This window comes from Kineococcus sp. AC630, assembly GCF_979255925.1.
On sequence record NZ_CEEDMJ010000004.1, the window covers coordinates 178,211 to 204,403 of the forward strand.

The 26,193-nt window shown below is 73.3% G+C and carries 28 protein-coding genes and 1 tRNA gene; 14 read left to right on the forward strand and 15 right to left on the reverse strand.

Annotated elements, in window-relative coordinates:
- Positions 1-166: 166 nt before the first annotated feature.
- Together AC0I8G_RS06125 and AC0I8G_RS06130 are read right to left on the reverse strand one after the other, a co-directional pair.
- Complete coding sequence (locus AC0I8G_RS06125; RefSeq protein WP_471729153.1) at positions 167-2,083, reverse strand: SpoIIE family protein phosphatase; 1,917 nt, start codon at positions 2,081-2,083, stop codon at positions 167-169.
- Positions 2,084-2,346: 263 nt separating this feature from the next.
- Positions 2,347-2,958 (reverse strand): GNAT family N-acetyltransferase, encoded by a 612-nt coding sequence (locus AC0I8G_RS06130; RefSeq protein ID WP_471729154.1) that lies wholly within the window; start codon positions 2,956-2,958, stop codon positions 2,347-2,349.
- A 99-nt stretch (positions 2,959-3,057) separates the two neighbouring features.
- On the opposite strand from AC0I8G_RS06130, the gene AC0I8G_RS06135 reads away from it, so the two are divergent.
- Positions 3,058-3,561 carry an LD-carboxypeptidase gene (locus AC0I8G_RS06135; RefSeq protein WP_471729155.1) on the forward strand — a complete coding sequence of 168 codons (504 nt, stop codon included), beginning with the start codon at positions 3,058-3,060 and terminating at the stop codon, positions 3,559-3,561.
- 36 nt (positions 3,562-3,597) lie between these two features.
- Positions 3,598-4,056, forward strand: a complete 459-nt coding sequence (locus tag AC0I8G_RS06140; protein ID WP_471729224.1) for a hypothetical protein — start codon at positions 3,598-3,600, stop codon at positions 4,054-4,056.
- 50 nt (positions 4,057-4,106) lie between these two features.
- On the opposite strand, the gene AC0I8G_RS06145 is transcribed toward AC0I8G_RS06140, so the two are convergent.
- From AC0I8G_RS06145 to AC0I8G_RS06165, 5 genes are all read right to left on the reverse strand, one after another.
- Positions 4,107-5,636: an LCP family protein gene (locus tag AC0I8G_RS06145; RefSeq protein ID WP_471729156.1), complete on the reverse strand. Its 1,530-nt coding sequence runs from the start codon at positions 5,634-5,636 to the stop codon at positions 4,107-4,109.
- 96 nt (positions 5,637-5,732) lie between these two features.
- Positions 5,733-6,143: a DUF4190 domain-containing protein gene (locus AC0I8G_RS06150; RefSeq protein ID WP_471729157.1), complete on the reverse strand. Its 411-nt coding sequence runs from the start codon at positions 6,141-6,143 to the stop codon at positions 5,733-5,735.
- A gap of 44 nt (positions 6,144-6,187) precedes the next feature.
- The gene (locus AC0I8G_RS06155; RefSeq protein WP_328293724.1) at positions 6,188-6,349 is read right to left on the reverse strand and encodes a hypothetical protein; all 162 of its coding nucleotides are present in this window, start codon (positions 6,347-6,349) and stop codon (positions 6,188-6,190) included.
- A 3-nt stretch (positions 6,350-6,352) separates the two neighbouring features.
- A complete protein-coding gene (locus AC0I8G_RS06160; protein WP_471729158.1) occupies positions 6,353-7,063 on the reverse strand; it encodes a class E sortase in 711 nt (236 codons plus the stop codon).
- Positions 7,060-7,812, reverse strand: coding sequence for a DUF881 domain-containing protein (locus tag AC0I8G_RS06165; protein ID WP_471729159.1), 753 nt, complete (start codon positions 7,810-7,812; stop codon positions 7,060-7,062). Before AC0I8G_RS06165 ends, AC0I8G_RS06160 begins: the two co-directional genes overlap by 4 nt.
- A 65-nt stretch (positions 7,813-7,877) precedes the next feature.
- Here AC0I8G_RS06165 and AC0I8G_RS06170 point away from each other — a divergent pair, with 65 nt between their 5' ends.
- Together AC0I8G_RS06170 and AC0I8G_RS06175 are read left to right on the forward strand one after the other, a co-directional pair.
- Positions 7,878-8,231 carry a cell division protein CrgA gene (locus AC0I8G_RS06170; protein ID WP_471729160.1) on the forward strand — a complete coding sequence of 118 codons (354 nt, stop codon included), beginning with the start codon at positions 7,878-7,880 and terminating at the stop codon, positions 8,229-8,231.
- Positions 8,232-8,329: 98 nt separating this feature from the next.
- Complete coding sequence (locus tag AC0I8G_RS06175; RefSeq protein ID WP_471729161.1) at positions 8,330-9,238, forward strand: hypothetical protein; 909 nt, start codon at positions 8,330-8,332, stop codon at positions 9,236-9,238.
- A 224-nt stretch (positions 9,239-9,462) separates the two neighbouring features.
- Here AC0I8G_RS06175 and AC0I8G_RS06180 read toward each other — a convergent pair whose 3' ends face one another.
- Together AC0I8G_RS06180 and AC0I8G_RS06185 are read right to left on the reverse strand one after the other, a co-directional pair.
- Positions 9,463-10,296 carry a rhomboid family intramembrane serine protease gene (locus AC0I8G_RS06180; protein WP_471729162.1) on the reverse strand — a complete coding sequence of 278 codons (834 nt, stop codon included), beginning with the start codon at positions 10,294-10,296 and terminating at the stop codon, positions 9,463-9,465.
- A 52-nt stretch (positions 10,297-10,348) separates the two neighbouring features.
- A complete protein-coding gene (locus AC0I8G_RS06185) occupies positions 10,349-10,873 on the reverse strand; it encodes a peptidylprolyl isomerase (RefSeq protein WP_328293718.1) in 525 nt (174 codons plus the stop codon).
- Between the two features lie 174 nt (positions 10,874-11,047).
- Between AC0I8G_RS06185 and AC0I8G_RS06190 the strand changes: the two genes are divergently transcribed.
- Both AC0I8G_RS06190 and AC0I8G_RS06195 read left to right on the forward strand, forming a co-directional pair.
- A complete protein-coding gene (locus AC0I8G_RS06190; RefSeq protein WP_471729163.1) occupies positions 11,048-11,947 on the forward strand; it encodes a hypothetical protein in 900 nt (299 codons plus the stop codon).
- Positions 11,948-12,152: 205 nt separating this feature from the next.
- Positions 12,153-13,223: a GGDEF domain-containing protein gene (locus AC0I8G_RS06195; protein ID WP_471729164.1), complete on the forward strand. Its 1,071-nt coding sequence runs from the start codon at positions 12,153-12,155 to the stop codon at positions 13,221-13,223.
- Between the two features lie 127 nt (positions 13,224-13,350).
- On the opposite strand, the gene AC0I8G_RS06200 is transcribed toward AC0I8G_RS06195, so the two are convergent.
- Positions 13,351-13,423 (reverse strand) — tRNA-Ala (locus tag AC0I8G_RS06200).
- A 12-nt stretch (positions 13,424-13,435) separates the two neighbouring features.
- On the reverse strand, positions 13,436-13,552 hold the full coding sequence (locus AC0I8G_RS06205) for a DLW-39 family protein (RefSeq protein WP_328293714.1): 117 nt from the start codon (positions 13,550-13,552) through the stop codon (positions 13,436-13,438).
- Positions 13,553-13,662: 110 nt separating this feature from the next.
- On the opposite strand from AC0I8G_RS06205, the gene AC0I8G_RS06210 reads away from it, so the two are divergent.
- From AC0I8G_RS06210 to AC0I8G_RS06230, 5 genes are read left to right on the forward strand one after another with little or no spacing between them, the layout of a single operon-like run.
- Positions 13,663-14,784: a glycosyltransferase gene (locus AC0I8G_RS06210; RefSeq protein WP_471729165.1), complete on the forward strand. Its 1,122-nt coding sequence runs from the start codon at positions 13,663-13,665 to the stop codon at positions 14,782-14,784.
- Positions 14,781-16,139: an O-antigen ligase family protein gene (locus tag AC0I8G_RS06215; RefSeq protein WP_471729166.1), complete on the forward strand. Its 1,359-nt coding sequence runs from the start codon at positions 14,781-14,783 to the stop codon at positions 16,137-16,139. Before AC0I8G_RS06210 ends, AC0I8G_RS06215 begins: the two co-directional genes overlap by 4 nt.
- On the forward strand, positions 16,127-17,215 hold the full coding sequence (locus AC0I8G_RS06220) for a glycosyltransferase (RefSeq protein ID WP_471729167.1): 1,089 nt from the start codon (positions 16,127-16,129) through the stop codon (positions 17,213-17,215). The genes AC0I8G_RS06215 and AC0I8G_RS06220 overlap by 13 nt, the downstream gene beginning before the upstream one ends.
- Positions 17,212-18,357 carry a glycosyltransferase family 4 protein gene (locus AC0I8G_RS06225; protein ID WP_471729168.1) on the forward strand — a complete coding sequence of 382 codons (1,146 nt, stop codon included), beginning with the start codon at positions 17,212-17,214 and terminating at the stop codon, positions 18,355-18,357. Before AC0I8G_RS06220 ends, AC0I8G_RS06225 begins: the two co-directional genes overlap by 4 nt.
- On the forward strand, positions 18,357-19,808 hold the full coding sequence (locus AC0I8G_RS06230; protein WP_471729169.1) for a lipid II flippase MurJ: 1,452 nt from the start codon (positions 18,357-18,359) through the stop codon (positions 19,806-19,808). Before AC0I8G_RS06225 ends, AC0I8G_RS06230 begins: the two co-directional genes overlap by 1 nt.
- A gap of 1 nt (position 19,809) precedes the next feature.
- Here the strand turns inward: AC0I8G_RS06230 and AC0I8G_RS06235 are convergent, their stop codons facing one another.
- The gene (locus AC0I8G_RS06235) at positions 19,810-19,968 is read right to left on the reverse strand and encodes a hypothetical protein (protein ID WP_328293708.1); all 159 of its coding nucleotides are present in this window, start codon (positions 19,966-19,968) and stop codon (positions 19,810-19,812) included.
- A 91-nt stretch (positions 19,969-20,059) separates the two neighbouring features.
- Complete coding sequence (locus AC0I8G_RS06240) at positions 20,060-20,911, reverse strand: hypothetical protein (RefSeq protein WP_471729170.1); 852 nt, start codon at positions 20,909-20,911, stop codon at positions 20,060-20,062.
- Between the two features lie 224 nt (positions 20,912-21,135).
- On the opposite strand from AC0I8G_RS06240, the gene AC0I8G_RS06245 reads away from it, so the two are divergent.
- From AC0I8G_RS06245 to AC0I8G_RS06255, 3 genes are read left to right on the forward strand one after another with little or no spacing between them, the layout of a single operon-like run.
- Complete coding sequence (locus AC0I8G_RS06245) at positions 21,136-21,417, forward strand: hypothetical protein (protein ID WP_380259483.1); 282 nt, start codon at positions 21,136-21,138, stop codon at positions 21,415-21,417.
- Complete coding sequence (locus tag AC0I8G_RS06250; RefSeq protein WP_471729171.1) at positions 21,414-22,799, forward strand: hypothetical protein; 1,386 nt, start codon at positions 21,414-21,416, stop codon at positions 22,797-22,799. Before AC0I8G_RS06245 ends, AC0I8G_RS06250 begins: the two co-directional genes overlap by 4 nt.
- Entirely contained in the window at positions 22,796-23,446 is a 651-nt protein-coding gene (locus AC0I8G_RS06255) for a hypothetical protein (protein WP_471729172.1), read from the forward strand. Before AC0I8G_RS06250 ends, AC0I8G_RS06255 begins: the two co-directional genes overlap by 4 nt.
- A gap of 90 nt (positions 23,447-23,536) precedes the next feature.
- Here AC0I8G_RS06255 and AC0I8G_RS06260 read toward each other — a convergent pair whose 3' ends face one another.
- Both AC0I8G_RS06260 and AC0I8G_RS06265 read right to left on the reverse strand, forming a co-directional pair.
- A complete protein-coding gene (locus AC0I8G_RS06260; RefSeq protein WP_471729173.1) occupies positions 23,537-24,664 on the reverse strand; it encodes a glycosyltransferase in 1,128 nt (375 codons plus the stop codon).
- Entirely contained in the window at positions 24,661-26,055 is a 1,395-nt protein-coding gene (locus AC0I8G_RS06265) for a sugar transferase (protein WP_471729174.1), read from the reverse strand. The genes AC0I8G_RS06260 and AC0I8G_RS06265 overlap by 4 nt, the downstream gene beginning before the upstream one ends.
- Between the last annotated feature and the right edge of the window lie 138 nt (positions 26,056-26,193).

A 26,193-nucleotide genomic window follows, 5' to 3' on the forward strand; every position in this document is an offset into this window, starting at 1 on the left:
AGGTGGAGGTCGGTCGGACCTCCGTCGATGACCGCACGGGTCCCGAGCACCCTCTCGACCCTCCACCGCCGGTCGTCTCCTGGCTCCTCGGCGCTCGCCTGCGCGGTGCTGTTCGCCAGTGGTGCCGCGTCGTGGCACGGGGGAACGGAACGGCTCCGACGTCGCCTCACCCGTCGGGGTGGCGGAAGGACTGCTCCGGCACGTCGATCCGCACGGCGAGGACGGCGATGTCGTCCAGGCCGGTGGGTCCCATCCGTCGCAGCAGTTCTCGGGGCAGGTCCTGCAGCGGGGTGTCGGTGAGGTCCTCGCCGGCCGCCAGCAACCGCTGGAAGCTGACGGTCAGGGACTCGTCCGGGTGTTCCACCAGACCGTCGCTGTACAGGACCAGCGTGTGCGCCTTCGATCCCGGCGAGCGCCCGCCGGTCCCCGGGGCGGGGGGACCGTCTCCGGCGGGGTTCGGCGGTTCCGGGGTGAAGCGCAGTCGTCCCGTCGTGAGCAGGTGGTGGGCGTCGGTCCGCTCCTCGTCCTCGTCGACGCCGAGCGGGAGGTCCACGACCTCGTCGAGCAGTCGCGCGGGTTCGCCGGCCCGCAGCAGGAGCGGCGGCGGGTGCCCCGCGTTGGCCCACTGCAACGTCGTCCCGGCTGCGTCGCTGTGCAGGCGGGCGTAGACGAGGGTCGCGAGGTCGTCGGGGGCGAAGCGGTGCAGGATCCGGTCCAGACGCGCGATGACCTCGGACGGTGGTGCGATGCGGTCCCCGGCCAGGGCGCGGAGCTTGTGCCGGATGGCCCCCATGCGGGTGGCGGCGTGCAGGTCGTGGCCCGCCACGTCGCCGATGACCAGGGCGACGCTGTCGTCGGGCAGGACGAAGGCGTCGTACCAGTCGCCTCCGACCTGGGCGAAGTCGTTGGCGGGCTGGTACAGCCCGGCCAGGTCCAGCGCTCCGATCCGGGGTGCGAGTTCGGGCAGCAACGCCCGCTGCATCTGTTCGGCGCGCCGGGCCTGGCGCTGCAGGACGCGGGTGGTGTCCAGCAGCGCACCCGCGCGGACGGCCAGGTCGGCGGCGAAGTCGGAGTCCTGCTGCCGGTAGGGACGGGAGGGATCGGTGCGGACCAGGGTGATCGCTCCCAGGGTGCGCCCCCGGGCCCGCAACGGAGCGGTGACCCACTCCGACGCCCCGAGTCGTCGGGCCAGTTCGAGACGGTTGCCGGCCAGGGCGTCCACGTCCAGCGTCCACGCCTGGTCCGGCGCCGGCATGCGTTGGTGCTGTATCCCCGCACCGTGCAGGACCTGCGCCAACCGGCTGGTCATCGCCGGTTCCAGCGACGGCAGAGGACCCAGGTTCGCGGCGGCCGTGGCGTGGAGGTCGGGGTTGCGGTGGGCCAGGGCCACCCGCCGCAGGCTGGTCCCGTCCTCGGCCAGGACGTCGACGGTGACCCAGTCGGCGAGCGCCGGGACGAGCAGTTCGGCCAGGGCGGTCAACCCGTCCTCGACGTCGTCGGCCCCGCCCAGGACCCGGGAGGCCTCGGCCAGCAGGGCCAGGCGGACGTTGGCCTCCTCCAGCGCGTCGAGCCGTTGTCGCTGACGGGTGGCCTCGGCGTGCTGGGCGGTGGTGTCGGACAGGGTGAGGACACCACCGACGAGGGTCCGGGCCAGGACGGTGGGGGCGAAGGCCCAGGCCAGGACCAGGGCGGAGCCGTCCCGGCGGAGGAACACCCCCTCCCCGGCGGCGGGACGCGCTCCCCGGAGGGCGAGCAGGATGGGGCTCTCCGCGGCCGCGACCGTCCGTCCGTCGAGGTGCTGGTGGTGCAGGTGCTCGTGCAACGGGTGGGTGATGAGTTCGGCCTCGCCGTAGCCCAGGAGACGTTCGGCCGTGGGGGTGACGGCGGTGACCGCGCCGTCCTGGTCGAGGGCGAGGACCGCCACCGGGGCGCTGCTGAACATCGAGGGCAGGAGGACGGCGTCGACGGCGACCCGGGTGTCACGTTGTCCCGATCGTGCCGGCCCGGGCTCCCGGGGGAGTTCACCGTTCAGCGGGGTCCCCGCAGGCAGGGGTTCACTGTGACCCAGCCCGCCGGTGTCCATGTCCCTCCCTCGCACGTGTGTTCCCGAACCGCGCCCCCGGTCCGTGCGCGGGTGCGCCGGGACCCGGGGTGGATCGTCGCAGCGGGACCACTCCTCCTCGAGCTCGTCGCACGGCAGGGGGCGCACCAGGTTGCGTCTCTCCGACGGTCGTCACTGACGCTACAAGGACGCGCACGTTCCGTGCCACGTGAGGGAACGCGTGGCGGCGGTGGGTGAGGCCGGCGCCCGCGTCACGGCACCGGCGGACGGCGATCCCCCACGGGTCAGGGGACGCGCACGCGCGTCGACGGCGTCGAGAGCCGGAGCGACAGGTCGCTCGTGAGCGAGGTGAGCACCAGCAGGGTCACGTCGCTGTCCTGACCGCGGAACGAACCAACCCGGACCAGACCCCACCGCTCGTACATCGCCACCGCGTGCTCGGCACTCTCGTAGACCCCGATGAGCACCCGCGCCTCGTCGCGGTCCCGCAGGACCTCCCGCAGCAGGGTGCGCGCGACTCCCCGGCCGCGGAACCCCTCGTGGACCGCCACCTCGTGGACGACGAGGGCGTCCTCGGGACGGTCGAGGGCGTCGTCGGCGGCCGGGTGTGCGGTCAGGGTGGCCAGGATCGCCTGCCACGGCTGGTCCTCGACCAGGCCGTGGACCAGGGCGAAGCCGGCGCACTGCGCACCCTGCCGGGCCACGGTCAGTCGTCCGCCCGGGTGGGACAGGTGTGTCGGCCCCCAGGTCCGGATGTGCGCCAGCTCCTGCGGGTCCTCCCCGTAGGGGGCCGCCGCGAACGCGGCCACGAACAGGGCCGTGACCTCGGCCCACGTCCCAGGAGGCGCACTCCCCTCGTAGGTCGCGCAGGTCGTGGAGGGGTCAGCGCCGGGCACGGGCGCAGTCTCGGGCACGGCGCGTCGTCGTGCGACCGGTCCGACCCCGACGCGACCAAGGCGTGGCGTGCGGACGGAGGAGCCCGCCAGACTGCCTCGGTGATCACCGACGGCCCGCCCGCGGTCCTGCGACCCCGTGCCCTCGCGCGGGGGGACCTCGTCGTCATCGCCTCGCTGTCGGGACCGCTGCACGCGCAGTACGAGCCCGACCTCCGGGAGGCCGAAGCGGTCCTGGAGCGGATGGGGTTCCGGGTGCGGCGCGCCCCGTTGCTGCGGGTCGGGCTGCAGCACTGGTGGAGCGCGGCCCCACCGGCGGAGATCGCCGCGGAGTTCAACGGGCTGCTGCGCGACCCCGAGGTCCGCGCGATCGTCGCCCACGACGGTGGCCAGACGGCCTTCGGCTACCTCGACCTCCTCGACGTCGACGCGGTCCTCAGCGACCCGAAACCGATCCTCGGCTACAGCGACGTCTCGCTGCTGCACCTGGTCCTGCACCAGCGGACGGGCCTGGTCGGCTTCCACGCCGACCTGGCCACCCCGGGACTCGGCGGCGCGTGGCGACGCTCCCCGGCAGGACGTCGGGCCGAGCTCGAGGACCTCTAACTCAGGCTGCTGACCGGGACCGAGGCGATCGGCGCCCTGCCCACCACCCCGTCCTGGGAGTGCTGGCGCCCGGGGCGGGCGGAAGGGCCTCTCCTCGGCGGGGTCGTCAACCGCATCGCCCTCGTCCAGGCCACGCGGTACGCCCTGCCGGTGGAGCGCTTCGCCGGCGCGGTCCTGTTCTGGGAGGAGATGGGCGGGTACGCCTCGCACGTGTGGAGCTACCTGCACGTGCTGCGCCACGCCGGCGTCCTCGACCGCATCGGCGGGATGGTCGTGGGTGTCCCGCACCTCGTCGACGGGCTCGAGGGACCCGATCCGTCACCGTCCCTGCGCGAGATCGTGCTGGACGTCCTCGGTGACCGGGACGTCCCCGTCCTGGGTGGGGTGGAGTTCGGCCACGCCGGCCCCAACCTGCCGATGCCGGTGGGGATCCGGGTCGCTCTCGACGCGGGCCGGCGCGAGCTGTCGCTGCTGGAGCCGGCGGTCGTCCGCTGACCTGGCTACCCGCGCCGCACCCCGGCCCGGGCGCCTGGGCGACGGGAACCTCAGGCGCAGATGTCGTCGGAGGCGACGCGGCCGGTGACGGCGGCGCTCGGGGTCGCGGTGGGCAGGGTGCCGGTGACCCGGGCCCGGACGTCGGTCACGGTCACCGCCGCCGTCGAGACCTCGACGACGATGGTCTTGCCGAGGCTCGCGTCGAGCTGGGTCTTCGCCCCGCCGAGCGCGGCCGCGACGGTGTTCGCGGAGTCGCCCCGGCCGGTGCCGTAGCGGACGAGGACGTCGGTGCCCGGGTCGGTCGCGGGCCCGTCGCTGGTGGAGGCGCTCGCGAACCCGACCCCGGTCAGCTGGTCGGCGACGTTGGCGGCCGTCCCGGCCGGGGCGCCGACGTTGAGGACCTGGACGGAGATGCCGGACGGCGCGACGAGCAGTTCGGAGCTGTCGGCGGGGTTCCCGGTGGCCGTCGCGGTCGGGGTCGCCGACGTGGGTCCGGCGGTGTCGGTGGCGATCTGCTGCCACAGCCCGGCGGCGGCGGCGGTCCACTGCACGCGGTTGTGGTCGGCGGGGTACTCCTCGGTGGGCACCGTGACGAACTGGACGCCGTTGGCGGGCATCTTCTGCAGGCTCTGCGCGAGCGAGGCGATCTCGCTGAGGCTGGCGAACCCGGTGTCGGTGGTGACCGACTTCGTCGCCGCGTCGAGGAAGGAGAAGAGCTTGGTCGGGGACAGCAGGATCTGCGAGCTCGTGACCTTCTGGACCACCGAGCTCATGAGGGCCTGCTGGCGGGAGATGCGGGAGAGGTCCGAGCCGTCGCCGATGTGACGGACGCGGGCGTAGGCGAGGGCGGTCTGACCGTTGACGTCGTCGTGGGTCCCCGCGGTCAGGTGCAGGTTGGAGGCCTTGTCGTCGATGTCGTCGGGCGTGCAGATCGTCACCCCGCCCAGGGCGTCGATCATCGACTGGAACCCGGAGAAGTCGACGACGACGTAGTGGTCGACCTTCACGTGGGTCAGCGACTCGACGGTGCTGATCGTGCAGGCCGCGCCGCCGAGGGAGAAGGCGGCGTTGAAGATGCCCTTCCGGGCCTTCGTCGTGGAGCCGTCGGCGAGCTTGCAGGCCGGGATCTGGACGACGGAGTCGCGGGGGATGCTGACCATCGTCGCGCTCTGGCGGTCCGCGGCCAGGTGCACGAGGACGGTGGTGTCGGAACGTGCACCCGGGTCGGCGGACTCGCCGCCGTACTCGTCGCCGGTCCCGTCGGAGAGGTCACGGGTGTCGCTGCCCATCACCAGGATGTTGACGGCGGACTGCCCGGTCGTCGGGTCCACGGTGGACTGGTCGGTCGGACGGTTGCTGAGCAGGCCGTCGATGTTCTGGGCGTTGATGTTGCCCTGGAGCCTGTAGTACGCGTACACCCCGCCACCGGCGCCGAGCACGGCGAGGACGACGACGGCGACGAGGAGACCGCGCAGCACCCGGAACGCCGCTCCGTGGGCGTGGCTGGAGTGCTGACCGCGTGCGCGGCGACCGGCGCCGGGGACCTCGTGCTGCGAGCCGGGGTCGGTGGAGGTGGGCACGTCGTCACGGTACGGCGCGTCGCACCCGTTCCTTGAGCCCCACCGGCACAGTTCCGCAGCGTGTGCGCGAGGCCTTCACACGTGGTGCGGCGGTGGTCAGCGGTCGAGGTCGAGGCGGTAGGTGTCCGCGCAGGCCTGGACGGCGGCCTGGTCGCCGTTGGTGTCCAGGAAGCAGTTGACGGCGTCACCGCCGCCGTTGGACCAGATGGCGCCGAAGGCCACCGCGTAGACGGTGGTCAGGACGGCCGCGATGAGCAGCGCGAGGACGTTGATCACCAGCCCGGTGATCGCGACCCCGCGGTTGGTCGCGCGCCGCTTGCCGATGCGGCGGAAGCCGATGATCGAGAGGACGAGCCCGATGATCGCGAGGGGCAGCCCGATCACGATCCAGGACAGCAGCAGGGCGACGATGCCGAGGACCAGCCCTGCGACACCTGCACCGTTCTTCGCGACGGTGCCGGACTCGCCGTAGGAGCCGTAGCTCCCGGGTGCGTACTCGCTGGACATCGTGTCCTCCCTGGTCGTGGGCTGCGATCCTCCCAGACCCGGCGCTACCGCCCGTCCACCGTGCCGTCGTTGATGGCCAGGTGGTCGGCGATCGCCGGGAACACCCAGACGAAGCAGACCAGGACGACACCGGCCGCCACGACGAGGCTGATCAGCAGCCGCAGCCACCACGGACCCGGCAGGGTGCGCCACCAGAACGCGTACACGAGCTACTCCTGTCCCACGGCGGCGAGCGACGCCGGCGGCCCGGCGCTGCGGTCCTGCACCGACTCCAGCAACGCGTGGACGACGTAGCGCTGCCTGGCCGAGTGCATCGGGTGGCAGGCCGTCATCGTCAGCCAGGCCTGCGTCGGCGTGGCCCCCGGCTGGTCGGGGACGGGGGCGATGACGGACACCTGCTTCGGGCTGACGATCTCGTGCGACTGGACGCGGTAGGTGAACCACTGGGTCGCGGTCGCGACGACGACCGCGTCGCCGTCCTGCAGGTCGGCGATGAGGTTGAACGGCTTGCCGTAGGTCACGCGGTGACCGGCGATGGCGAAGTTGCCGACCTGGCCGGGGAGCGCGGCGTCGGCGTAGTGCCCGATGCCCTCCTGGAGCTCCGCGGTGCCGGTGCCCTCGACGACGGGCACGGCGTAGTCGCTGCCGAAGCGGGGGACGTGCACGATCGCGAACGCGTCACCCGTGGGCGGGGTCTGGTCGACGTCCACCGTCGGGGCGGCGCTGGGGGCGGACGCGGACGCGGACGCGGTGGGGGCCGGGGTCGCGTCCCACTGCTGCTCCAGGGACGTGACGGTCGCGGCCTGCACGCGTCCGGAGGTCAGGTCGGTCCAGTACAGCTGCCAGACGACGAAGAGGAGCGTGAGCACCCCGGCCGTGACGAGCAGTTCCCCGATCACCGAGGTGATCCGGCGGATCACCCGGCACCGGCCTTCGCGTAGGTCGTGCTCGTGGTCCCGTCGAAGGCGGGCAGCTGCAGGTCCTTCCCGGCGGAGACCTGGTAGCCGAGACCGTAGGCGCTGACGTACTCCTGGTAGATCGAGATCGCGCTGGAGTGCGCGAGGCCGGAGCGCAGGGCGTCGACGTCGCCGATGGCGCTGATCCGGTACGGCGGGGAGTAGGTGCGGCCCTGCAGGACGAGGACGTTGCCGACGCAGCGCACGGCCGAGGTCGACACGATCCGCTGGTCCATGATCATCATCGCCTCGGCGCCGCCGGCCCACAGCGCGTTGACGACGGCCTCGACGTCCTGCTGGTGCACGACGAGGTCGTCGGGGGCCGCACCGGCCGGTCGCGGTTCGCTCGTCGGGGCGTCGTCGAGGGTGACCGTGACCCCCGGACCGGTGACCGCGAGCGCCCCGGAGGTGGTGCCCAGTCCGGTGTCCTGCAGCGGGTCGCCGCCGGTGCCGGCGCTGCTGCCGGCGTCGCGGGTGAGGGTGTCGACCTCGCCGCGGAGCGCGGAGACCTGGGCGGAGCGCTGTTCGTTCTCGCGGGAGCGCTGGGCGACGAGGGAGCCGAGGTCGGCGTTCTCGGAGCGCAGGTCGGTCCCGCGCGAGGTCTGGGCGCTGGTGGCGAAGAGCAGCCCGGCCAGCGCGAAGACGCCGGCGACGGCCAGTCGTCGGGCGGTCGGTCGTCGAGCGGACCGTCGCCAGGGTGGACCACCCACCACGTGCACCCCCTGTGGACCGACCGCACACCGATCGTCGCACTACGCTAACCAGAGGGGCGCACCACGTGTCCCGGCCCCACCCCCTACTGGAGGTCGACGTGCCCCGCCGCAAGGAGTCCGACGACACGGAGTCGAGTGTCGACGCCGTGAACGACACGCCGGCCAAGGGTCGCAAGGGCCGGAAGGGCCAGGTCGACGTGGTCGCCGACGCCGACCGGGCCGTGAAGCGCAAGAACCAGCTCACGCCGCGCTGGTGGATCTGGACGATGGTCGGCCTGATGGTCGTGGGCCTGCTCTGGATCGTCGTGTTCTACCTGTCGGGCGCGCTGCTGCCCGTGCCGGGCTGGAACAACTGGAACCTGGTGATGGGCTTCGGGCTCGTGCTCGTCGGGTTCGCGATGACGACACGCTGGCGATAGCACTCGTCACATCGGGTGACTCCCGTGCACGAGCGGTGAACCCTGACGGCGCGTGACGGTTACGATCGCGGTCCGATCGTGATCGAGCAGGGGGACCAGTGCTGCACGTCGTCTACCGATCCCACGGCGGGGAGAACGCCAAGGGGCGACCGGCCTGGTACTCCAAGCAGGTCGCCCTGCTGTCGTTCCTGCGCGCCGCCCGGGGCGCCGAGCACGCCGACCTGGTGTTCCTCAACGACGGTCCGATCCCGCAGGAGCGCCTCACGCTCATGCGCGAGCACGGCCGGGTCTCCGCGATCACCGGCGGCAGCAACCGGGCGAGCTACCTCGCCGCCCTGCGCCTCGCCGTCCGCTCCGACTGGGCCGACGACGACGTCGTCCTGTTCGCCGAGGACGACTACCTGTGGCGCCCGGACGCGCTGACCTCGCTGGTCGCGACGGCCGCCACGGCGCGCGCGGAGTACTTCGCGCCCTACGGCGTCGGCACGCACGACGACATCGAGGGCCGGGTGCCGCAGTGGCGCCGTCCGCGCACCTCCCGCGGGGAGGACAGCCTGCCGGCCGACGTCGTGCGCTGGGTGCCGCACGAGTCGACGACGAGCACCTTCGCCGTCCGCGTGGGGGCGTTGCGCCAGGACCACCGGCTGCTGGTCCTGTGCTGCTTCTCCGGGGGCGACTTCGACCACACCAGCCTGCTCGCCGTGCAGGGCATCCCCCGCTTCCGGCTGCGCGACCTCGTCTCGCACCACCGGGGTGCGTCGTCGAACCCGGCGGTGCGGTTGGCCCGTGCCGTCTACCTCACGGCCTTCCGCGGCGCGGTCGACGTCGCGTCGTTGCGCACGCCGTCGCGTCGTCGTCGCCTCGCCGCCGCGGACCCCGCGGTGTGCACGCACATGGAGGACGGCTGGCTCGCGCCCGCCCCCGCCGGACGCCCCCGCTACTGGGAGGACCTCGCCGCGCAGACGCTGCGCTGGGCCGCCGGACGGGAACCGTCGGCGCTCGCCTGACGGACCCGGGCGGTGGATCGTTGTCCACTGCCTGGGGATGACGTGTGGACAGCCGGGGGATGACGCCGCGGTTGTCCACAGAGTTTGTCCACCGCTTCATCCACACCCTGTGGATAGATGTGGGAAACGAACCGTTCCATCCACAGAGGTACCCACACACGGTGGATGAAGGCCGTGCCGTTCGCACACCTGTGCGAACGGCCTGTGGATGACGGTGGATGTCCTCAGAAGCGCGAACCCGTTGCCGCGTAGGCCAGCAGGCCCACCACGACGACGGCGACGGCGGCCGTGCCGCCCCACTGGAGGACGGGGTTGCCCCTGCGTCCACGGGCCATCACCCAGGCGACGACCGCCCCGGCGAGCAGTCCACCGAGGTGCGCTTGCCACGAGATTCCGGCGTAGACGACGCCGATCACGAAGTTGATGACGATGAGCGCGGCGATCTGGCCTGTCTGCCGACCGAGGTGACGGTTGACGACGAACATCGCCGCGAAGAGCCCGAAGATGCCACCCGAGGCACCGACGAGCGAGCTGTCAGCCGTTCCCGGCAGCAGGAGACCACCAGCGGCACCAGCCAGCAGAGAGACGAAGTACAGCGCGCTGAAGCGGAGTCGACCCAGCAGGGGTTCGAGGTACTGACCGGTGACCCAGAGGGCGTACATGTTGAAGAGGAGGTGCAGCAGCCCGGCGTGCAGGAAGCCGGATGTGAGGGGCTGCCACCAGGTGTCGGCCGAGAAGGCGTTCGAGTACTGCTGGCTGAAGTTGCCCAGGGGCAGGTAGTCGAAGAGACCAGCAGGCAGCACGTACTTCGCCGCGTAGATCACGAGGCAGAGCGCGATGACCACCTTGGTGACCACGGTGTCACCGCTGCGCAGGACACCGCCGAAGCTCGTCCGGGCGGTGCGGACGTCGCGGTTGCCCTGCGCCACGCAGTCCACGCACTGGACGCCGACGGCGGCGGGGCGCTGGCACTCCGGGCACGCGGGCCGGTTGCAGCGCTGACAGCGCACCCACGACTCGCGGTCGGGGTGACGGGGACAGACGGGGACGTCGCTCACGTGGGGTCCAACGTGCGGGACGCCCCCGTCGTTCGTGCTCAGAGCTGTGGTCTCAGTCGCGTTCGACGTCGACGCTGGTGATGACGACCGGTTCGCGCGGGGCGTCGCCGGGGCCGGTGGGGACGTTCTCGATCGCGTCGACGACGGCCTTGCTGGCCTCGTCGGCGACCTCACCGAAGATGGTGTGCTTGCCGTTGAGGTGCGGCGTGGTCGTCACGGTGATGAAGAACTGCGAGCCGTTGGTGCCGTGACCGGCGATCTTGCCGGCGTTGGCCATGGCGAGCAGGTACTTCTTGTCGAAGCGCAGGTCCGGGTGGATCTCGTCGTCGAACTGGAACCCGGGGCCGCCGCGGCCGTCGCCGCGCGGGCACCCGCCCTGGATCATGAAGCCGTCGATGATGCGGTGGAAGGTGAGCCCGTCGTAGAAGGGCTCGGACTTCTTCTCACCGGTGGCGGGGTCCTGCCACTCCTTCGTGCCCTCGGCGAGGCCGACGAAGTTCGCCACCGTCTTCGGGGCGTGGTTCTCGAACAGTTCCAGGCGGATGTCGCCGTGGTTGGTGTGCAGGGTGGCGTACATGGCGGCCATCCTTCCACGACCCCTGCACGCCTTCCTGCGGGCGTCTACTGGCGGTCTGCCTCCACCTGCGGTGGGATGAGCGGTGGTGATCGTCGCTCTCCGTGGTCCGGGGCACCTGCCCGGGACACCGGACGTTGGCGACGACAGAGCACGACGACGCAGGAGGAGGATCGGATGTCGCTGAGCAAGACTCGTACCGAGAAGTTGCAGGCCCAGGGTGCGGCGCTGGCGGAGAAGGTCGGACCGGCCGTCGGGAGTGCCCGTGACTGGGCCACGCCCAAGGTCGAGGCCGCTGTCGACTGGGCACAGCCCCGCCTCGAGAAGGGCTGGAACAGTTCCCTCGAGGCCGCCGCGCCGCGCGTGGAGGCCGCTGCCCAGCGGGTCTCGCCCGCGGTCGACAGCGCCCGCGACAAGATCGTCGACGACCTGCTGCCCAAGCTGATCGAAGCCGTCCAGGACGCCGCCGGCACCGCGCGGGACTCCGCGCAGCACGCGGCGGCCCCCGTCGTCGCCGCCGCGACGGCGGCGGCCGTGTCGACGTCGGACACGGTGAAGGACGCCGTCAAGGACGCCGTCGGCAACGCCAAGGACGCGCAGAAGTCGGTCCAGAAGCCCCTCAGCCGCTCCGCGAAGAAGTCGGCGAAGAAGGCCGCAGCTCGGGCTGCGGCGGCTGCGGCCGCCGCCAAGGGCGCCAAGAAGGTCGCCCGCAAGACCGCGAAGACCGCGAAGAAGCACCCCGCCGCCACCCTGGCCGCGGTGACGGGGGCAGCGGCGAAGAAGAAGCAGAAGAAGGGTGGCGCGGGGAAGAAGTTCCTGGTCCTCACCATCCTCGCCGCCGGTGGCACCGCCGTGTGGGCGGCGACCCGGGGCAAGAAGGAGGACCCCTGGGCGGCGCCGGGCGCGGCGTGGACCCCCGCTCCCGCGGCGACCACCCCCGTGACCCCGAAGACCGAGGCCGCGACGGAGAACCTCGAGAAGGCGACCGCGCCGGAGACGACCCCGGAAACGACGCCGGAGACCGTCACCCCCGGGACCGTCACGGACGCGACCCCGGACGAGCTCAAGGGCGACTGAGCCGTTCCGACGGAGCGCCCGGCGTCCCGGGGGGCCAACCCCCGGTGACGCCGGGCGCTTCGTCGTGAGGCTCACCACCACGTGCGGTGCCCCGCTTCGGACGGGCCCCCTCCGTGCCGATGGTGGGGAGGGTCGCGCGACGGGTGCGGCGGTGGGTGCAGCATCGACGGATCGGGGACGCGCGGGCCGTGCGGGGGAGATGGTGGTGAGACCGCGGGGCCTCGGTGCGGAACGAGGGCTCGACGACGCGGCGACGTCCCTGCGGGCCAGCCAGGTGTTCATCGCCCTGTGCGCGCCCGCCCTGCTGCTGCTGGCGGTCGCGGTCGTGGTCTTCGTCCCGCAGATCCTGCACCCGGGCACGGTGCCCGTGGTCCTGGGAGCGGGCGTCCTCGCCCAGCCGGTGGCCGCCCTGGCCGTCCTGCAGCACCGCCGGACCCTCAGGCCCCAGAGCTGGTGGTCGGTGTGGGCCACCCTGGTGATCGCCGTCCTCACCCTGTGCGTGCGCGATCCCGCGTTCCGGCAGGAGGCGGTGATGGCCCTGGTCGTCGGTCCGCTCTACGCCGCGATGTTCACCAGCATCCGCTCGATGCTCCTCCACCTGGCCCTGGCCGGCGGGACCGCCTCCAGCCTCGTCTTGGCGATCCCCGGGGACCCCCTGGTCCGGATGGCGCGGGTGCTGGCCGTCGACATGGTGCTCGCCGTCACCGTCAGCGGGTTCTTCATCCTGCGCCGACGTCTCGACGCCGCGCTGCACCGGGCGGTCACCGCGCTCGAACGGGCCGACCACCTCGCCGCGCACGACCCCTTGACGGGCCTGCTGAACCGCCGGGGTCTGAGCGCGGCCCTCGAGGTCGCTCCGGGTGGCGCGCCGGACCCCGACCCGTCGACGACCGGCGCGGTGCTGCTCGACATCGACCACTTCAAGCGCATCAACGACACCCTGGGGCACCAGACCGGCGACGAGGTGCTCTGCCGGGTCGCCGCCGTGCTGGCGAGGACGGTGCGACCGGGTGACCTGGTCGCGCGCGTCGGCGGCGAGGAGTTCTTCGTCGTCGTGCCCGGCACCGACCTCGCCGACGTGGCGGCGCTGGCGGAGCGGCTGCGCAACGCCGTCAGCGCGGACGTGGACGGCCCGACGGTGACCGTCAGCGCGGGCGTCGCGGCCACGACGGCGCACGCGTCCGGCTCGCTGGACGACCTGTACGGCCGCGCCGACCGCCTGCTCTACCGGGCCAAGGTCGAGGGCCGCGACCGGGTCTGCGTCGAGGCCGCCTGACCCGCCGGCCCCCCGCGGAGGTCAGGGGTCGGGCCGGGGGTGTCGTGCACGGTGACCGGCTCCCGGCCGGACCGGGGACGACGAAGGCCGGCCACGCTCTCGCGTGACCGGCCTCGACGGGTTCCGGTGGAGGCAAGGGGACTCGAACCCCTAACCCCCTGCTTGCAAAGCAGGTGCGCTACCAATTGCGCCATGCCCCCGGAGGGTGGACCTCAGCGGACCGAGTCGGTCGCCTCGGCCCAGAGGTCGCGTTCGGCCTTCTCCGACGCCTTGCGGCGCCACACGACGGCGGCACCCGCGAGCACCGCCACCAACAGCAGCTTCTTCACCGGGGAACCTCCAGGACGTGGTCGAGACGACGGCAAAAAGCTAGCACGCGCGACCCCGGGTGATCGCCCGGGACTCAGGTCCGCGGGCCGGGTGCCGACCGGTGGGTGTCATGCCGACGCCCCCGAGGTCCCGCAGCCACCCGCGTACCGCGCTGGTGCACGAGTGGATCGCGGCGCGCGCCGGGGCGGAACAGGTCTTCGAGGTCCTCGCGGGACAGTTCCCCGACGCCGACCTGCACGCCCTCAGCGCCGAACCGGGCGTCGTCCTCGACCTCGGCGGGCGACGCGTGCGGACGACGGCCCTCGACGCCCTCCGGGGACAGCGGGCGCTGGCCCTGCCGCTAATGGCCCCGGCCTGGTGGGCGCACGCGCGCGACGTCCAGGGCGGCTACGACCTCGTCCTCACCTCCCACCACGCCTTCGCGACCTCCAACCGGCTCGTCGCCCCGGACGGGGTGCACCTCGCCTACGTCCACACCCCCGCCCGCTACGTGTGGAGCCCCGAACTCGACGGTCGCGGCACGTCACCGCTGCTGGCCCCGGCGCGCCGGGCGTTGTCCGCGCTGGACCGCCGGGCCGCCGCCGGGCTGACCGCGATCGCCGCGAACAGCGCCGAGGTCGCCGCCCGCGTCGAACGGTTCTGGCACCGCGAGGCCGTCGTCATCCACCCACCCGTCGACGTGGGTTCCTTCGCCGACGAGGCGCCGGACACCCTCGACCTGCCACCGGGGTTCCTCCTCGCCCTGGGCCGGTTCGTGCCCTACAAGAACCACCTCGCGGCGATCGACGTCGGTGAACGCCTCGGGCGGGCGGTCGTCGTGGCCGGTCGGGGGCCGCTGCTCGCGCAGCTGCGCGAGCGCGCGGCGTCGAGCCCGGTCCCCGTGCTCGTGCTCGACTCCCCCACCCGGACACAGGTCCGCGAACTGCTGCGCCGGGCGAGCGTGCTGCTGTTCCCGACGGTGGAGGACTTCGGCATCGTGCCCGTCGAGGCGATGGCCTCGGGGACCCCCGTCGTCGCACCCGCCCGCGGAGGTTCCGGCGAGACCGTGCTCGACGGGGTGAGCGGGGCCCTCGTGGAGGACCTGCACGTCGAGACGCTCGCGGGCGCCGTGGCGCGCGCCGAGCACTGCCTGCCCTCGGCCTGCCGTGACCGGGCGAAGGTCTTCGACGTCACCCGCTTCCGCGACGAGGTCGCCGCCTTCGTCGACCACCACGCCGGGGGGCGCGGGTGATCCTGGAACTGGGACTCGCGGCCGCCGGGGCCTTCACCGGCCTGCTGTTCTGCGTCACCGCCTCCGACCGGACCCGCCTGTCGGTGGCGGCGTTCCTCGCCGTGCCGCAGTTGTTCGTCGGGCCGCTGGGCAAGCTGTCGCTGCCGCTGAGCCAGTGCTGGGTCATCCTCATCGCCGTCTGCTGGCTGCTGGAGCGCAAGGAGCTCCCCGTGCGCGACCCGGTGTTCCGCGTGGTGCTGCTGCTGGCGCTGGCCGAGGGGATCGCCATCGCCTGGTCGCCCGTGCCCATGTACGGGATCCTCGAGGTCGCCCGGATCGTGTCGTTCCTCTTCCTGGTCCTCTACGCGACGCGGGTCGAGCGGTCGAGACCCGGGGCGCTGACCGGGCCGTTCACCGTCGTGCTGCTCTGGGCCCTGCTCAACGCCGTCCTGGTCTGGACGTTCCGGCTGCTGCCGGCGGTCGAGGCGACGTTCCTGCACTCCCCGCTCGCGACGCTCGTCGTGGGTCCCGACGCGATCACCGCGTTCTTCAACGGGTCGGCCAACAACGTCACCGACCCCGACAAGGCCGGCGGGTTCTTCATCAACGCCAACGTGTCGTCGATGTTCCTCGGCGTCGCGACGTTCTCCTTCCTGGCCCTCGGGGTCGGTCAGCGCGGGCTCCGCCGCCGGTTCCACGCCGCGGGGGCCCTCGTCTGCTGGTCGGCCACGTTCGCCACCGGTTCCAAGACCGCGGCCGCGCTGGCGCTGCTGCTGCCCGTCGCCGTCCGCGGCGTCCAGGTCCTCGGCCGGCCCAACGCGAAGTGGTTCCTCCCGCAGGCCGCCGGGGCGATCGGGCTCGGCGCGTGGGTCCTCCCCGGCGTCCTCGAGAAGTTCGTGCCCGGCTACGCCGAGGCGTCCACCGAGAGCCTCGAGAGCCGGCAGCCCATGTGGGACTTCGCGCTGCAGATGTTCCGCGAACACCTCGTCCTCGGCCTCGGCCACGGCGGCTGGGACCTCACGATCGCGCAGTTCGCGTCCCTGGGCATCACGACCCTGCCCCCGCACAACCTCTTCATCGCCGCCTGGTCCGCCGCCGGACTGCCCGGCGTCGCCGCCCTGCTGGCGATGGCGGTGACGATCCTCGTCGTCCTCACCCGCACCGTCGTCGTCACCGTGGGAACCCCCGTCGCCCGCACGGCAGCGTTCGCCCTCGGGGCGTGGTGGTGGGTGCTCATCCACGGCATGGGCGACAACACCGCGATCTACGGCGAGTCGAAGTCGATGATCCTGCTGGCCATGCTGCTGGCCCTCGTCGCCACCCGGGTCCAGGCCGCCCGGGCCGCCGAACCCCAGGAGGCGACGTGCCCCGCGTAGCCGTCCTGCGGCACACGTTCGGGCTCGCCTCCGAGACGTTCGTGCTGGAACAGGCCCGGGCGTTCACGCGCTGGGAACCCGTCCTGCTCTCCCGCGACGCCCTGCCCGCCGGACTGGACGGACGGTTCCTCGAGCACGGGGCGGCCGCCCACACCGCCGGCCTCGGGTCCGCCCCGATGACCCGGCTGCTGCGGGAACTCCGGGTCGACGCCGTCCTCGCCCACTTCGGGGTCGAGGGTTCCTGCGTCCTGCCCGCCACGCGTCGGGCGGGCGTCCCGCTGGCCACCGTGTTCCACGGTTTCGACGCGACGACCACCACGGCCGCGCTGCTGCGCGCCCGGACGCCGTCCTGGGTGACGTACGCCCGCCGCCGGGCGCGGCTGGCCCGCCAGGGTGAGCTGTTCCTGCCCGTCTCCGAACACCTGCGCACCCGGTTGCTGGACCGGGGTTTCCCCGCGGACCGCACCGTGACCCACCACCTCGGACTGGACCTGCGGAAGCTCCCCGACGCCGGGGAACCCGAACCCCGCACGATCGTCCACGTCGGGCGACTCGTCCCGAAGAAGGGCCACGTCCACCTGCTGCGGGCGCTCGCGGAACTCCCCGGCGTCGGGTTGACGTGCGTGGGCGACGGACCGCTGCTCGGGGACCTGCGGGCCCTCACCGCCTCCCTCGGCCTCACCGACCGCGTGCGGTTCGCGGGACGCCTCGACAACGCCTCGACGCTGGGGCTCGTCGCCCGTTCCGCCGTGCTGTGCCTGCCCTCGACGACGGCGCCCAGCGGTGACCAGGAAGGACTCGGTCAGGTGCTGCTGGAGGCCGGGGCGCTGGGGCGGCCCGTCGTCGCCAGCCGGCACGGCGGGATCCCCTCCGCCGTCCTCGACGGGGTCACCGGGTTGCTCGTCGCGGAGGCGGATCCCGTCGCGCTGGCGGCTGCGCTGCGCCGGGTCCTCGACGACCCGGGGTTCGCCGCACGGCTGGGTTCCGCGGCCCGCGAGCACGTCACCCGCGAGTTCGACGTCCGGACCCGGACCGCGCGGCTCGAAGGGCTCCTCGACGGGCTGGTGCGGCGGTGAAGCGCGTCGTCGTCGTGACCCGCGGCCTGCCCGTGCACCACGTGGGCGGGATGGAGTCGGTGGCCTGGGACCTGTGCCGGGAACTCGCCCGGACCACGGCGGTCACGGTGCTGACCACCTCCGTTCCCGGGCGTCCCGACGACTTCGTGCTCGACGGGGTGCGGCTGCGGGCGTTGCCGGGAACTCCGAGCGGGCGCTACTCCGCGGCGTGGTGGCGAGCCTCCCGCGCAGCGCTCGCGCAGGAACTCTCCGACGGTGACGTGGGCGGGGTCCTCTCGATCAGCGCGGGGGCGTTCTCCGGCGTGGACCTGGTCGCCGGTTCCGGCGCCCGCGCGGTCATGCAGGCGCACGGCACCTCCGTCATGGAACTCGCCTCGAAGCTCGGCAGCCACCGGTTGCGGCCGACGGCGTCCGCGGTCCGCAACGTCCGCGGACTCCTGCGCGACGTCGCGACGTACCGGAAGTTCGACGACGTCGTGGCCATCGGCCCCAGCGTGGAACGGTCGCTCTCCCGGGCACCGCTGGGCAGCCTCGTCGGGATGCCACCGATCCACCTGCTGCCCAACGGGGTCGACGGTGCGGTGTTCCGTCCCGACCCCGCCGCGGCTGCGGGGCTGCGGGCGGAGCTGTCGATCCCCACCGGTCCTCCCCTGCTGCTGGTGGCCGGCCGGTTGCACCCGCAGAAGCGCGCCGACCGCTCGGTGCGGTTGCTGTCCGGGCTCGACGGTTTTCTCGTCCTCGCCGGTGACGGCCCCGACCGCGCCGCGCTGGAACACCTCGCCCGGGAACTCGGGGTCTCCGCACGAGTCCGGTTCCTGGGTTCCGTGGCCCGGGAACGCGTACCCGCCCTCTACGCGGCCGCCGACGTCTCGCTGCTCACCTCGCAGTGGCGGGAGGGGTTGCCGATGGCCGTCCTGGAGTCCCTGGCCTGCGGGACCCCGGCCGTGACGGCCCTGACCACGGCGGAGGTCGCCGGCGCCGGCGACGCCGTGACCCGGGCCGACGCGAGCGACCCGACGGCGCTGCTGGACGCGGTCCGCACCGTCCTCGCGCGGGGGCGGTCGGCGACTTCGCTGTTGCCCGCGGGGTATGACCTCGCCGGGGTCGCGGCGCGCTACGCGGACCTGCTGGGCGGCGGCTGATGCGGGCCGCCGTCCAGCGTCTCGTGCTCGGCGGTCTGGCGGGGAAACTGCTGGGGATGGTGCGCGAGGTGCTGCTGGCCGCGGCCTACGGCACGGGGGTCCCGGCGACCGCCACCCGTGTCGCGCAGACCGGGACCCTCGTGCCCGTCGACTTCTTCACCGCCGACGTGCTCACCGCGGGGTTCCTGCCGCTGCACAAGGAACTCCTGAGCACCGATCCGGCCCGGGCGGCGACGCTGTTCCACGGACTGCGCACGGCCCTCTGGGTGCTGTCCGGGATCCTCACCGTCGGGTTGCTCGTGCTCGCCCGACCGGCGGTGGACCTGCTCGCGCCGGGCCTCGACGCCGGCGCGGCGACGGCGTCCGCGGAGTTCCTGCGGGTGATGGCCGTCGGCATCCCCAGCTACCTGCAGTTCTCGCTGCTGAGCTACCTGGAGATCTCCCACGACGGGTTCCGGCTCTCCAGCGCCCGGGCGACGGCGCAGAACCTCGGCATGCTCGCGTCGCTGGGACTGGCCTGGGTGCTGCACCAGCCGGTCGTCCTGGCCGGGGGTTTCGCCGCGGCCTACGTCGTCCTGCACGCCTGGGGGTACGCGTCGGTGCGCCGCCGCGGGTTCCTGCCCCCGGTCTCGGGGGTGGGCGGTCGGGAACTGCTCGGGCGGTTGTGGCGACGGTTGCGGCCGTTGCTGCTGCTGCCCCTCGTGCTGCAGGGTTCCGTCGTCACCGAGCGGATCGTCGCCTCGCTGCTCGGGGACCAGGTCGTCGCGGCCGTCGACTACGCCCGGTTCGTGGCGAGCACGGGGGTGAACCTGCTGGCCGTCCCGCTGGGCCTGGCCGGGCTGGCGGCGTTGTCCGGTCTGGACACGACCGTCGCCCGCGAGCGCCTGGCCGGGATCCTGCCGGGGTTGCTGCTGGTCGTCGCGCCGGTCTCGGTGGTGCTGGCGGTGGGGAGTTCGCAGGTGGTGGAGGTCCTCTACGCCCGCGGTGCGTTCGACGCGGGCGCGGTGGCGACGTCGGCGTCGGTGCTGACGGGTTTCGGGCTGGGTTTCTGGGCGCAGTCGTGCGCGTACGTGCTGGTGAAGGCGCTGAACGCGGCGAACGAGAACACGGTGGCGGCGGGGTCGCTGCTGGCGGGACTGGTCGTGACGCTGGCGGTGAACGTGTCGTTGCACGCGCTGCTGGGCCCGGTGACCCTGGGGCTGGCCGCGTCGGCGGGTTCCGTGGTGACGGCCGCCGTCGCCGCGCACGTGCTCGGGGTCTCGCGGACGTTGTGGCGGTGGGTCGGGGCGTGCGTTCCGGTGGCGCTGGTGGCGTGGGGTGCGTGCGCGTGGGCCCCCGCCCGGGGGTGGCCGGGGCTCGTCGCCGTCGGCGGGTGCGTGCTGGCGGTGTTCGCGGTCGCGGTGCTGGTGCTGGCGCCGTGGCGCCGGGTCGTCCTCGCGCTGGTGCGCTGAGTCAGAGCGGCCAGCGCAGTGCGGCGGCGCGGTTGGGGTCCTGGGCCTCGGCGGGGTCGGGCGTCGGGGGGAACGGGTCGTGGGTCTCGACGGTGTCCTCGAGGCGCACGGGGTCGGGCAGGGTCCTGAACCGGGCCCGCGGGTCCTTCGCGTCGGTCATGGGACCAGCATGCGCCTCGGCGCGCTCCGGAGGCCAGGATCGCCGCGAGTCCGGGGCTGGTCGCACACCTGGACCTGCGGTGCGGCACGCCTCAGCGCTGGTCCGCGAGCTCCGTCTCGCGCCACGGGCCGGGCAGGCCTGCGCGGTGCCGCACGACCTGCGCGACCCGGTTCTCCTGTCCGCTCTCGAGTCGCAGGTGCAGCGCGCTCCCGTCGGCGAAGGTCAGCGCGAGGACGACCCGCCGGCTCTCCGAACCGTCCTGCCCCTTCGACGTGTCCAGCAACTCCGCGCCGGCGATCTCGCCGTAGGCCACCCGCCAGTCGGGTTCGCAGCGCGTCGGGACGGGCCGGGACGCGAGGACGTCGGTGGAGCGCCACCGGTAGCGACCCCGGGAACGGCGCTGGACGAAGAGTTCGACGTGCTCCTCCCCGGCCCTGAGCACGAGGCGCTCGCGCGGGAGGATCCCGCTCTTGTCGCTGCGCTTCACGTCGATGGTCTGCGGGAGCCCCGTCAGCACCCCGCCCTCGACGAACCGCAGCGCCGGAGCGTGCACCCACTCCACCTCACGACGTTCGGTCCACCGCCCCCACGACTCCGGCGGGACGAACTCGTCCTTGCCGGAGCCCCCCGAGGACCACCCGGTGGCCGCCCCGGCGGCGTCGCCGACCACCATCAACGCCACCAGCCCGAGGACTCCGACCCCGGCGACGACGACGCCACCGATCTCGAGCGCGGTGGTCAGGGCACTCGACCGGTCCTGCTCGGGAGGATCCAGCGGTGCGTCGTCCGCGGGGATGCGGACCCAGCCCAGCACCCGGGGGTCGAGCCGGTCACCGGCGGCGTCGACGAGCCACGCAGGACGGAGCGAGGCGTCGAGGGTGACGCTCGCCACCGGCCGGGCGGTCGGCAGCCACTGCTCGAGCGAGGGGAGTTCACGGGCCATGGCTCCAGGATGGAACAGCTCACCGCCGTCCCAGGGCCGAACGGGCGAGCGGCACCCGAGCGGGCGAAGGCCCTGGCGTCACGGGGCGGGTACGAAACGTGAGCGGTCCCCGACGGGTGGGTGAGGTCCGTTGCGCCATCGGGCGGACCACGGGGGGATCGAGCCCCGCGAGACCGGCCCGCGGGTGACCGTGGTGGCCCAGCCACCCGTCTCGAGAGGTTCCCGTGTCCGACCTGCGCCTGACCGACGCCGCCGTGACCTCCCTGCGAGGTGACCTGCGCTGCGTCGCCGACGACCTCAGCACCGCCCGCCGCCGCCTCGGCGGCCACGACACCGCTGCGCTCGGGGCCCCGAAGCTGATCCGGCGCCTGGAGGACTTCTCCGACGACTGGAACCACGGCCTCGGCAGGCTCGCCGACCAGGTCGGGACGGCGACCGCCGACCTCGACGTCATCGAGAAGACGTTCGCCGACGTCGACACCAGGCTCTCGGAGTCGTGCCGGTGACCGTGCGCAGCTTCCCCCACCTCGGCGCCGACCCCACCCCGGGCGACGTGCACGGCACCGGCTCCCTCGCCGGCTCCCTGCGCGACCTGGCGGGCGGCCTCGGTGACACCGCCGGCCGATTGCGCCGCATCGAGGCCGGCGAGTGGCGCGGCCAGGCGGCCCAGGCCTTCGTCGACCAGACCCACCAGGACCTGCTGCCGCTGGTCGAACGGGCCCGCGACGCCTTCGACACCGGGCGTGACGCGCTGCTGCGCTGGCAGACCCAGCTCGCCGCGTTCCAGGCCGAGGCCGACCAGCTCGAACGCGAGGCGGCCACCGCGGCGGCCGGGGTCAGCGCCGCGCAGGCCGCCCGGAACCAGCCCCGCGTCACGGCTCCCGAGGACACCGCGCGGGTCGTCGGGGAGCTCGCCGACGCCGTCGACTCCGCCCAGGCGGGGCTCACGGCCGTCCGCAAGCGCTCGCTGGACCTGCACCAGCGCTACCTCGACGCCGCCGACGAGGTCGGCGCCGCGCTCGAGAAGGCCGCCGACCAGGCGCTGCAGCACCACCTCTGGCAGCAGATCGCCGACACCGTCGCCGACGGCTGGGAGAAGACCTGGGACTGGGTGAAGGACCACGCCGACGACTTCGCCGCCGTCGGGGACGCGCTCTCGACGCTGTCGTCGGTGTTCGCGACCCTCGCGATCCTGACCGCGGCCATCGAACCCGTCGGCGCGGTCTTCGCAGCCGGGGCCCTGCTCACGAGCGCGGGCGCATTCACCGCTCACGGCATCGCCAAGCTCGCGGGCGCCGACGTGAGCCTCACGACCATCGGGTTGGACGCTCTCGGTCTCCTCCCCGGGATCAAGGGTGTCGTGGGTGGGGTGAAGGCCGTCGGCGCCGGTACGGAGGGGCTGGTGAAGGCCGCCGCCGCGTCGACCCGGCTCAGCGGAGCCGTCACGGTGGACAAGGCTGCGGCCAAGGTCCCGTGGGCGGCCAAGGTGTTCACCACCGAGCTCGCCGAGAAGGCTCCCGGTGTGCTGCAGAAGCCCCTCGGCACGATCCAGGAGGTGGTCGGGGGAAAGGTCGTGGCGGTGACGGTGAGACCCGGAGGGCTGGCCGACCGGGCCAAGTCCGTCGTCGCGAACACGCAGGTCGGTTTCGGCTCCGGTCAGATCGTCGGCACGAAGGGGATCAACGTCGTCGCGGGCGTGATCGGCAAGAAGGTCCCGGCCGTGGCGGGACTGGTGATCGACGACACCGCGAGCGCCGCCGCGAACCTCGTCGACGCCCACGTCAAGATGGCGACCATGGTCGCCGGAAAGGCCTGGGCCGCAGCGAACCCGCGCGAGCCCCACCCCAGCGACCCGTTCGTCGCGGCCGTCCAGGGAGCCTCCCGGTGAACCCCGTCGACGACCTCGGCCTGGAACTGGTCGTCCCGGCGGGTTTCCACGCCCTCCCCCTCGACCTCGACGCCGAGGGGATGCCCGACCCCGACGCGTTCGAGGACCTCGTGACCGGGCTGCTGCCGCACGGCGGCGACGAGCACCGCCTCGTCGTCGCGACCCGGATCCTGGTGCTGCTGCGCGCCCAGGCCGCGGCCCCGATCGAGGTCGGGTTCGCCGCCCTGGGGCTGCTCGGCGATGAGCAGGGCGGGATCGCCCCGGTGACGTTGTCGGTGTCGCGCTCGCCGTCGGCGCACGACGACCCCGAGGTCGCCGCCCGCGGCATCCTGGAACTGCTGCAGCGCAGGCACTCTCCGGCGGACGGCCCCGCGGACGTCCGCTGGCTGGACCTGCCCTGCGGGCCGGCCGTCGTCGACACCCGGTTCGAGCGGCGCAGTTTCGCGCCGGACCCCGCGCCCGCCGAGGACGGACCGTTCCTCGACCACGGGCGGTTCGACGTCCACATCCCGCACCCCGCAGGGGGCTCCGTCGTCGTCGTGACGATCGACTCTCCCGCCCTGCACGTCTGGGGCTCGGTGAGCAACCTCGCGGCCGCCGTCGTCAGCTCCGTCCGCTTCCTCGTCGCCGAGGTCACGGCGGCCTGAGCTCTCAGCCGGCGGTCTCGGCGGGTCGCGGCTCGCTCCAGGGCCCCGGCAGACCCGCCCGCCGGCGGACGAGGTCTCCACCCGACCGGCTCACGCCGCGAGCAGCGCCCCGGCGAGCGCCCGCAGTTCCCGTCCCCGTGAGGTCCAGTCCTGTCCCTGCGCCACCGCGGCGACGCGTTCGGGTCGCGACGGGTCGTCGACGGCGAGCACGTGCAGGACCTGGCGCACGAACGCCTCGCGATCGGCGACGAACACCGCGCCCGGAACCGCGGTGACGGCTGGCAACGGTGTGCTCACGACGGGCAGTCCTGCGGCGAGGTACTCGAAGGTCTTCAGCGGACTGATGCCCACCGTGAGGGGCGAGACGAGGTAGGGCACGATCCCGACCGTGGCGGCGGCGAGTTCGTCGGCGAGCGCTGCCGCGGGGAGGGCGCCGACGATCTCGGCGCCGGCGGCGATCAGCCGTGACCACGCGGGATCCGTTGCGGCGGAGTCGGTCACAGGCCCGATCAACCGCAGTCGCGCGGTCCCGAGGGAGGCGGCGAGGTCGGCCAGCAGTGCCAGGTCGACCTTGTGCGGGGCCAGCGTCCCGGCGAAGACGACCATGGTTCCACGTGGAACACCGCGTCCGCGGGCCGCGGCGAAGAGGTCGACGTCGCACACGTTGGGCAGGCACGTCGTCCGGGTGAACCCCTGCGCGTCGAGGTGGGCCTGGACGAGGGGACTCGTCGCGACGGCCAGGTCGCTCCCGCGGGCGAGGACGCGTTCGGCCGCCAGCAGCCGTCCCCGGTGCACGCCGGGGTTCTCGTGCAGCAGGTCGACGAGGTGGTAGACGGCGGCGTCGGCGTGACGTTCCAGGCCGTAGGTGAACGGGGTGTAGGTCCAGAGCAGCCGCGGCCCGTCGTGCTCGATCCAGCGCCGGACCTGGCGACGCAGCAGCCGGGCGTTGACCGCGCGGGTCGAGGGGGCGTGGTGCGGGACGAGCCGAGTGCTCACGACCTCGAGCCCGGCCGGGAGCGCACGTCCGGCGACGGGGACGGACGGACGCAGCCGGCGCAGGACGCGACGGGCGTCGGAGAGCCGCAGTCGCCGGGTGCCGGCTCCCTCGGTGAACACGACCGGCCAGCGCTGCGCGAGGGCTGCGCTGACGTGGTGCTGGTTCGTCGCGATGACGGCGTCCCAGTCGGCGGTGCCCAGCACCAGGACGAGGGGCTTCACCGGCCGGCTGCCGTGACGACCTGGACGACGGTGCGCAGCAGGATCTTGACGTCGAGCCACAACGACCAGTTCTCGACGTAGTGGTTGTCGAAGCGAGCGCGCTCGGAGATCGAAGTGTCGCCGCGCAGGCCGTGGACCTGGGCCCATCCGGTGACGCCCACGGGCACGCGGTGGCGCCAGAGGTAGTCGTCGTAGTCGACGGTGAACTTCTCGACGAAGTGCGGACGTTCCGGACGCGGTCCCACGAGCGACATGTCGCCGCGCAGGACGTTCCACAGCTGGGGCAGTTCGTCGAAGGAGAGGCGGCGCAGCCACCGGCCGAGCGGCCCCACCCGGCTGTCCTCGCCCACGCTCCAGCGGGTGTCGGACTCGGCGTCGTCCACCCGCAGGGTGCGCAGCTTCAGCAGCGGGAAGTGCCGGCCGTCCATGCCCACGCGCTCCTGGCGGAACAGGACACCGGGGCCGACCTCGAGGCGCACGGCGAGCGCGCACGCGGCGATGAGCGGACTGAGGACGAGCAGCCCGATCGCGGAGGCGGTCACGTCCATGACCCGCTTCAGCCGCCAGCTCTGGGCGCGGAACGCGGGGCGGCGCAGCCGGACGAGCGGGACGCCGCGCACGGACTGCACGAAGCGGTGGGTGTTGGTGACCTGCCAGAACCGGGGGACGGTGAAGATCTCGACGTCGAGGCCCTGGCACCCGCGGAGCACGTCGACGACGACCATCTCGGGGGCGTTGGAGTAGGCGATGACGACGATCTGGACCTCGTGCTCCGCGACGAGCCGTTCGAGGTCGGCGATGCCGCCCAGGACGGGCAGCGGTCGCACCGCGGCGGGCAGGCGGGGGTCGTCGTCGATGAAGCCGATGGGCAGCAGTCCGTGCTCGCCGGAGCCGAGGATCTCGACGAGCTGGGCACCGAGGCCACCGCAGCCGACGACGAGGGTGCGCAACGCGACGCGGCGGGACAGGCGGTGGCGGAGGCGGACGGAGTACACGACGGTGCGGGCGACGGTGAACAGCGCGGTCTGAACGAGGACGGCTCGCAGCGCGGTCCCGTCGATCTCCCCGATCCCCAGCGCCCCCTGGGCGATCGAGGCGAGACCGACCGCGGCGATGGCCGCGCCGAGCAGGAGGGGCAGGTCGTCGAGGATGCTGAGGTCGAGGCGGGGCTGGTGGAGACCCGCGAAGGCGTGGACGACCAGCACGGCGGGGGAGAAGACCAGGACGGCGGGCTCGTCGTGGCCGAGCAGCAGGACGACGGCCAGGACGCAGACGGCGTCGGTGGCCAGCAGCAGCAACCCCAGCTGGGACCTGGGTCCGTGGGTGCGTCCGATCCCGGACGCGACCCAGCGATCGGCCGGGCGCACACCCGTGCTCGGATCACTGGCCATGGTCACGCGGTCCTCCACCTCGGACGCCCGATAGCACGAAGCCCGGGCCTGACCCCGTGATCGTCGTCCACCCGGCGTGTCGACTTGAGGCCCGAGGCCTCCTCCGTCGCGCCCGGCCGTCCGGGTCCCGGCCCCAGG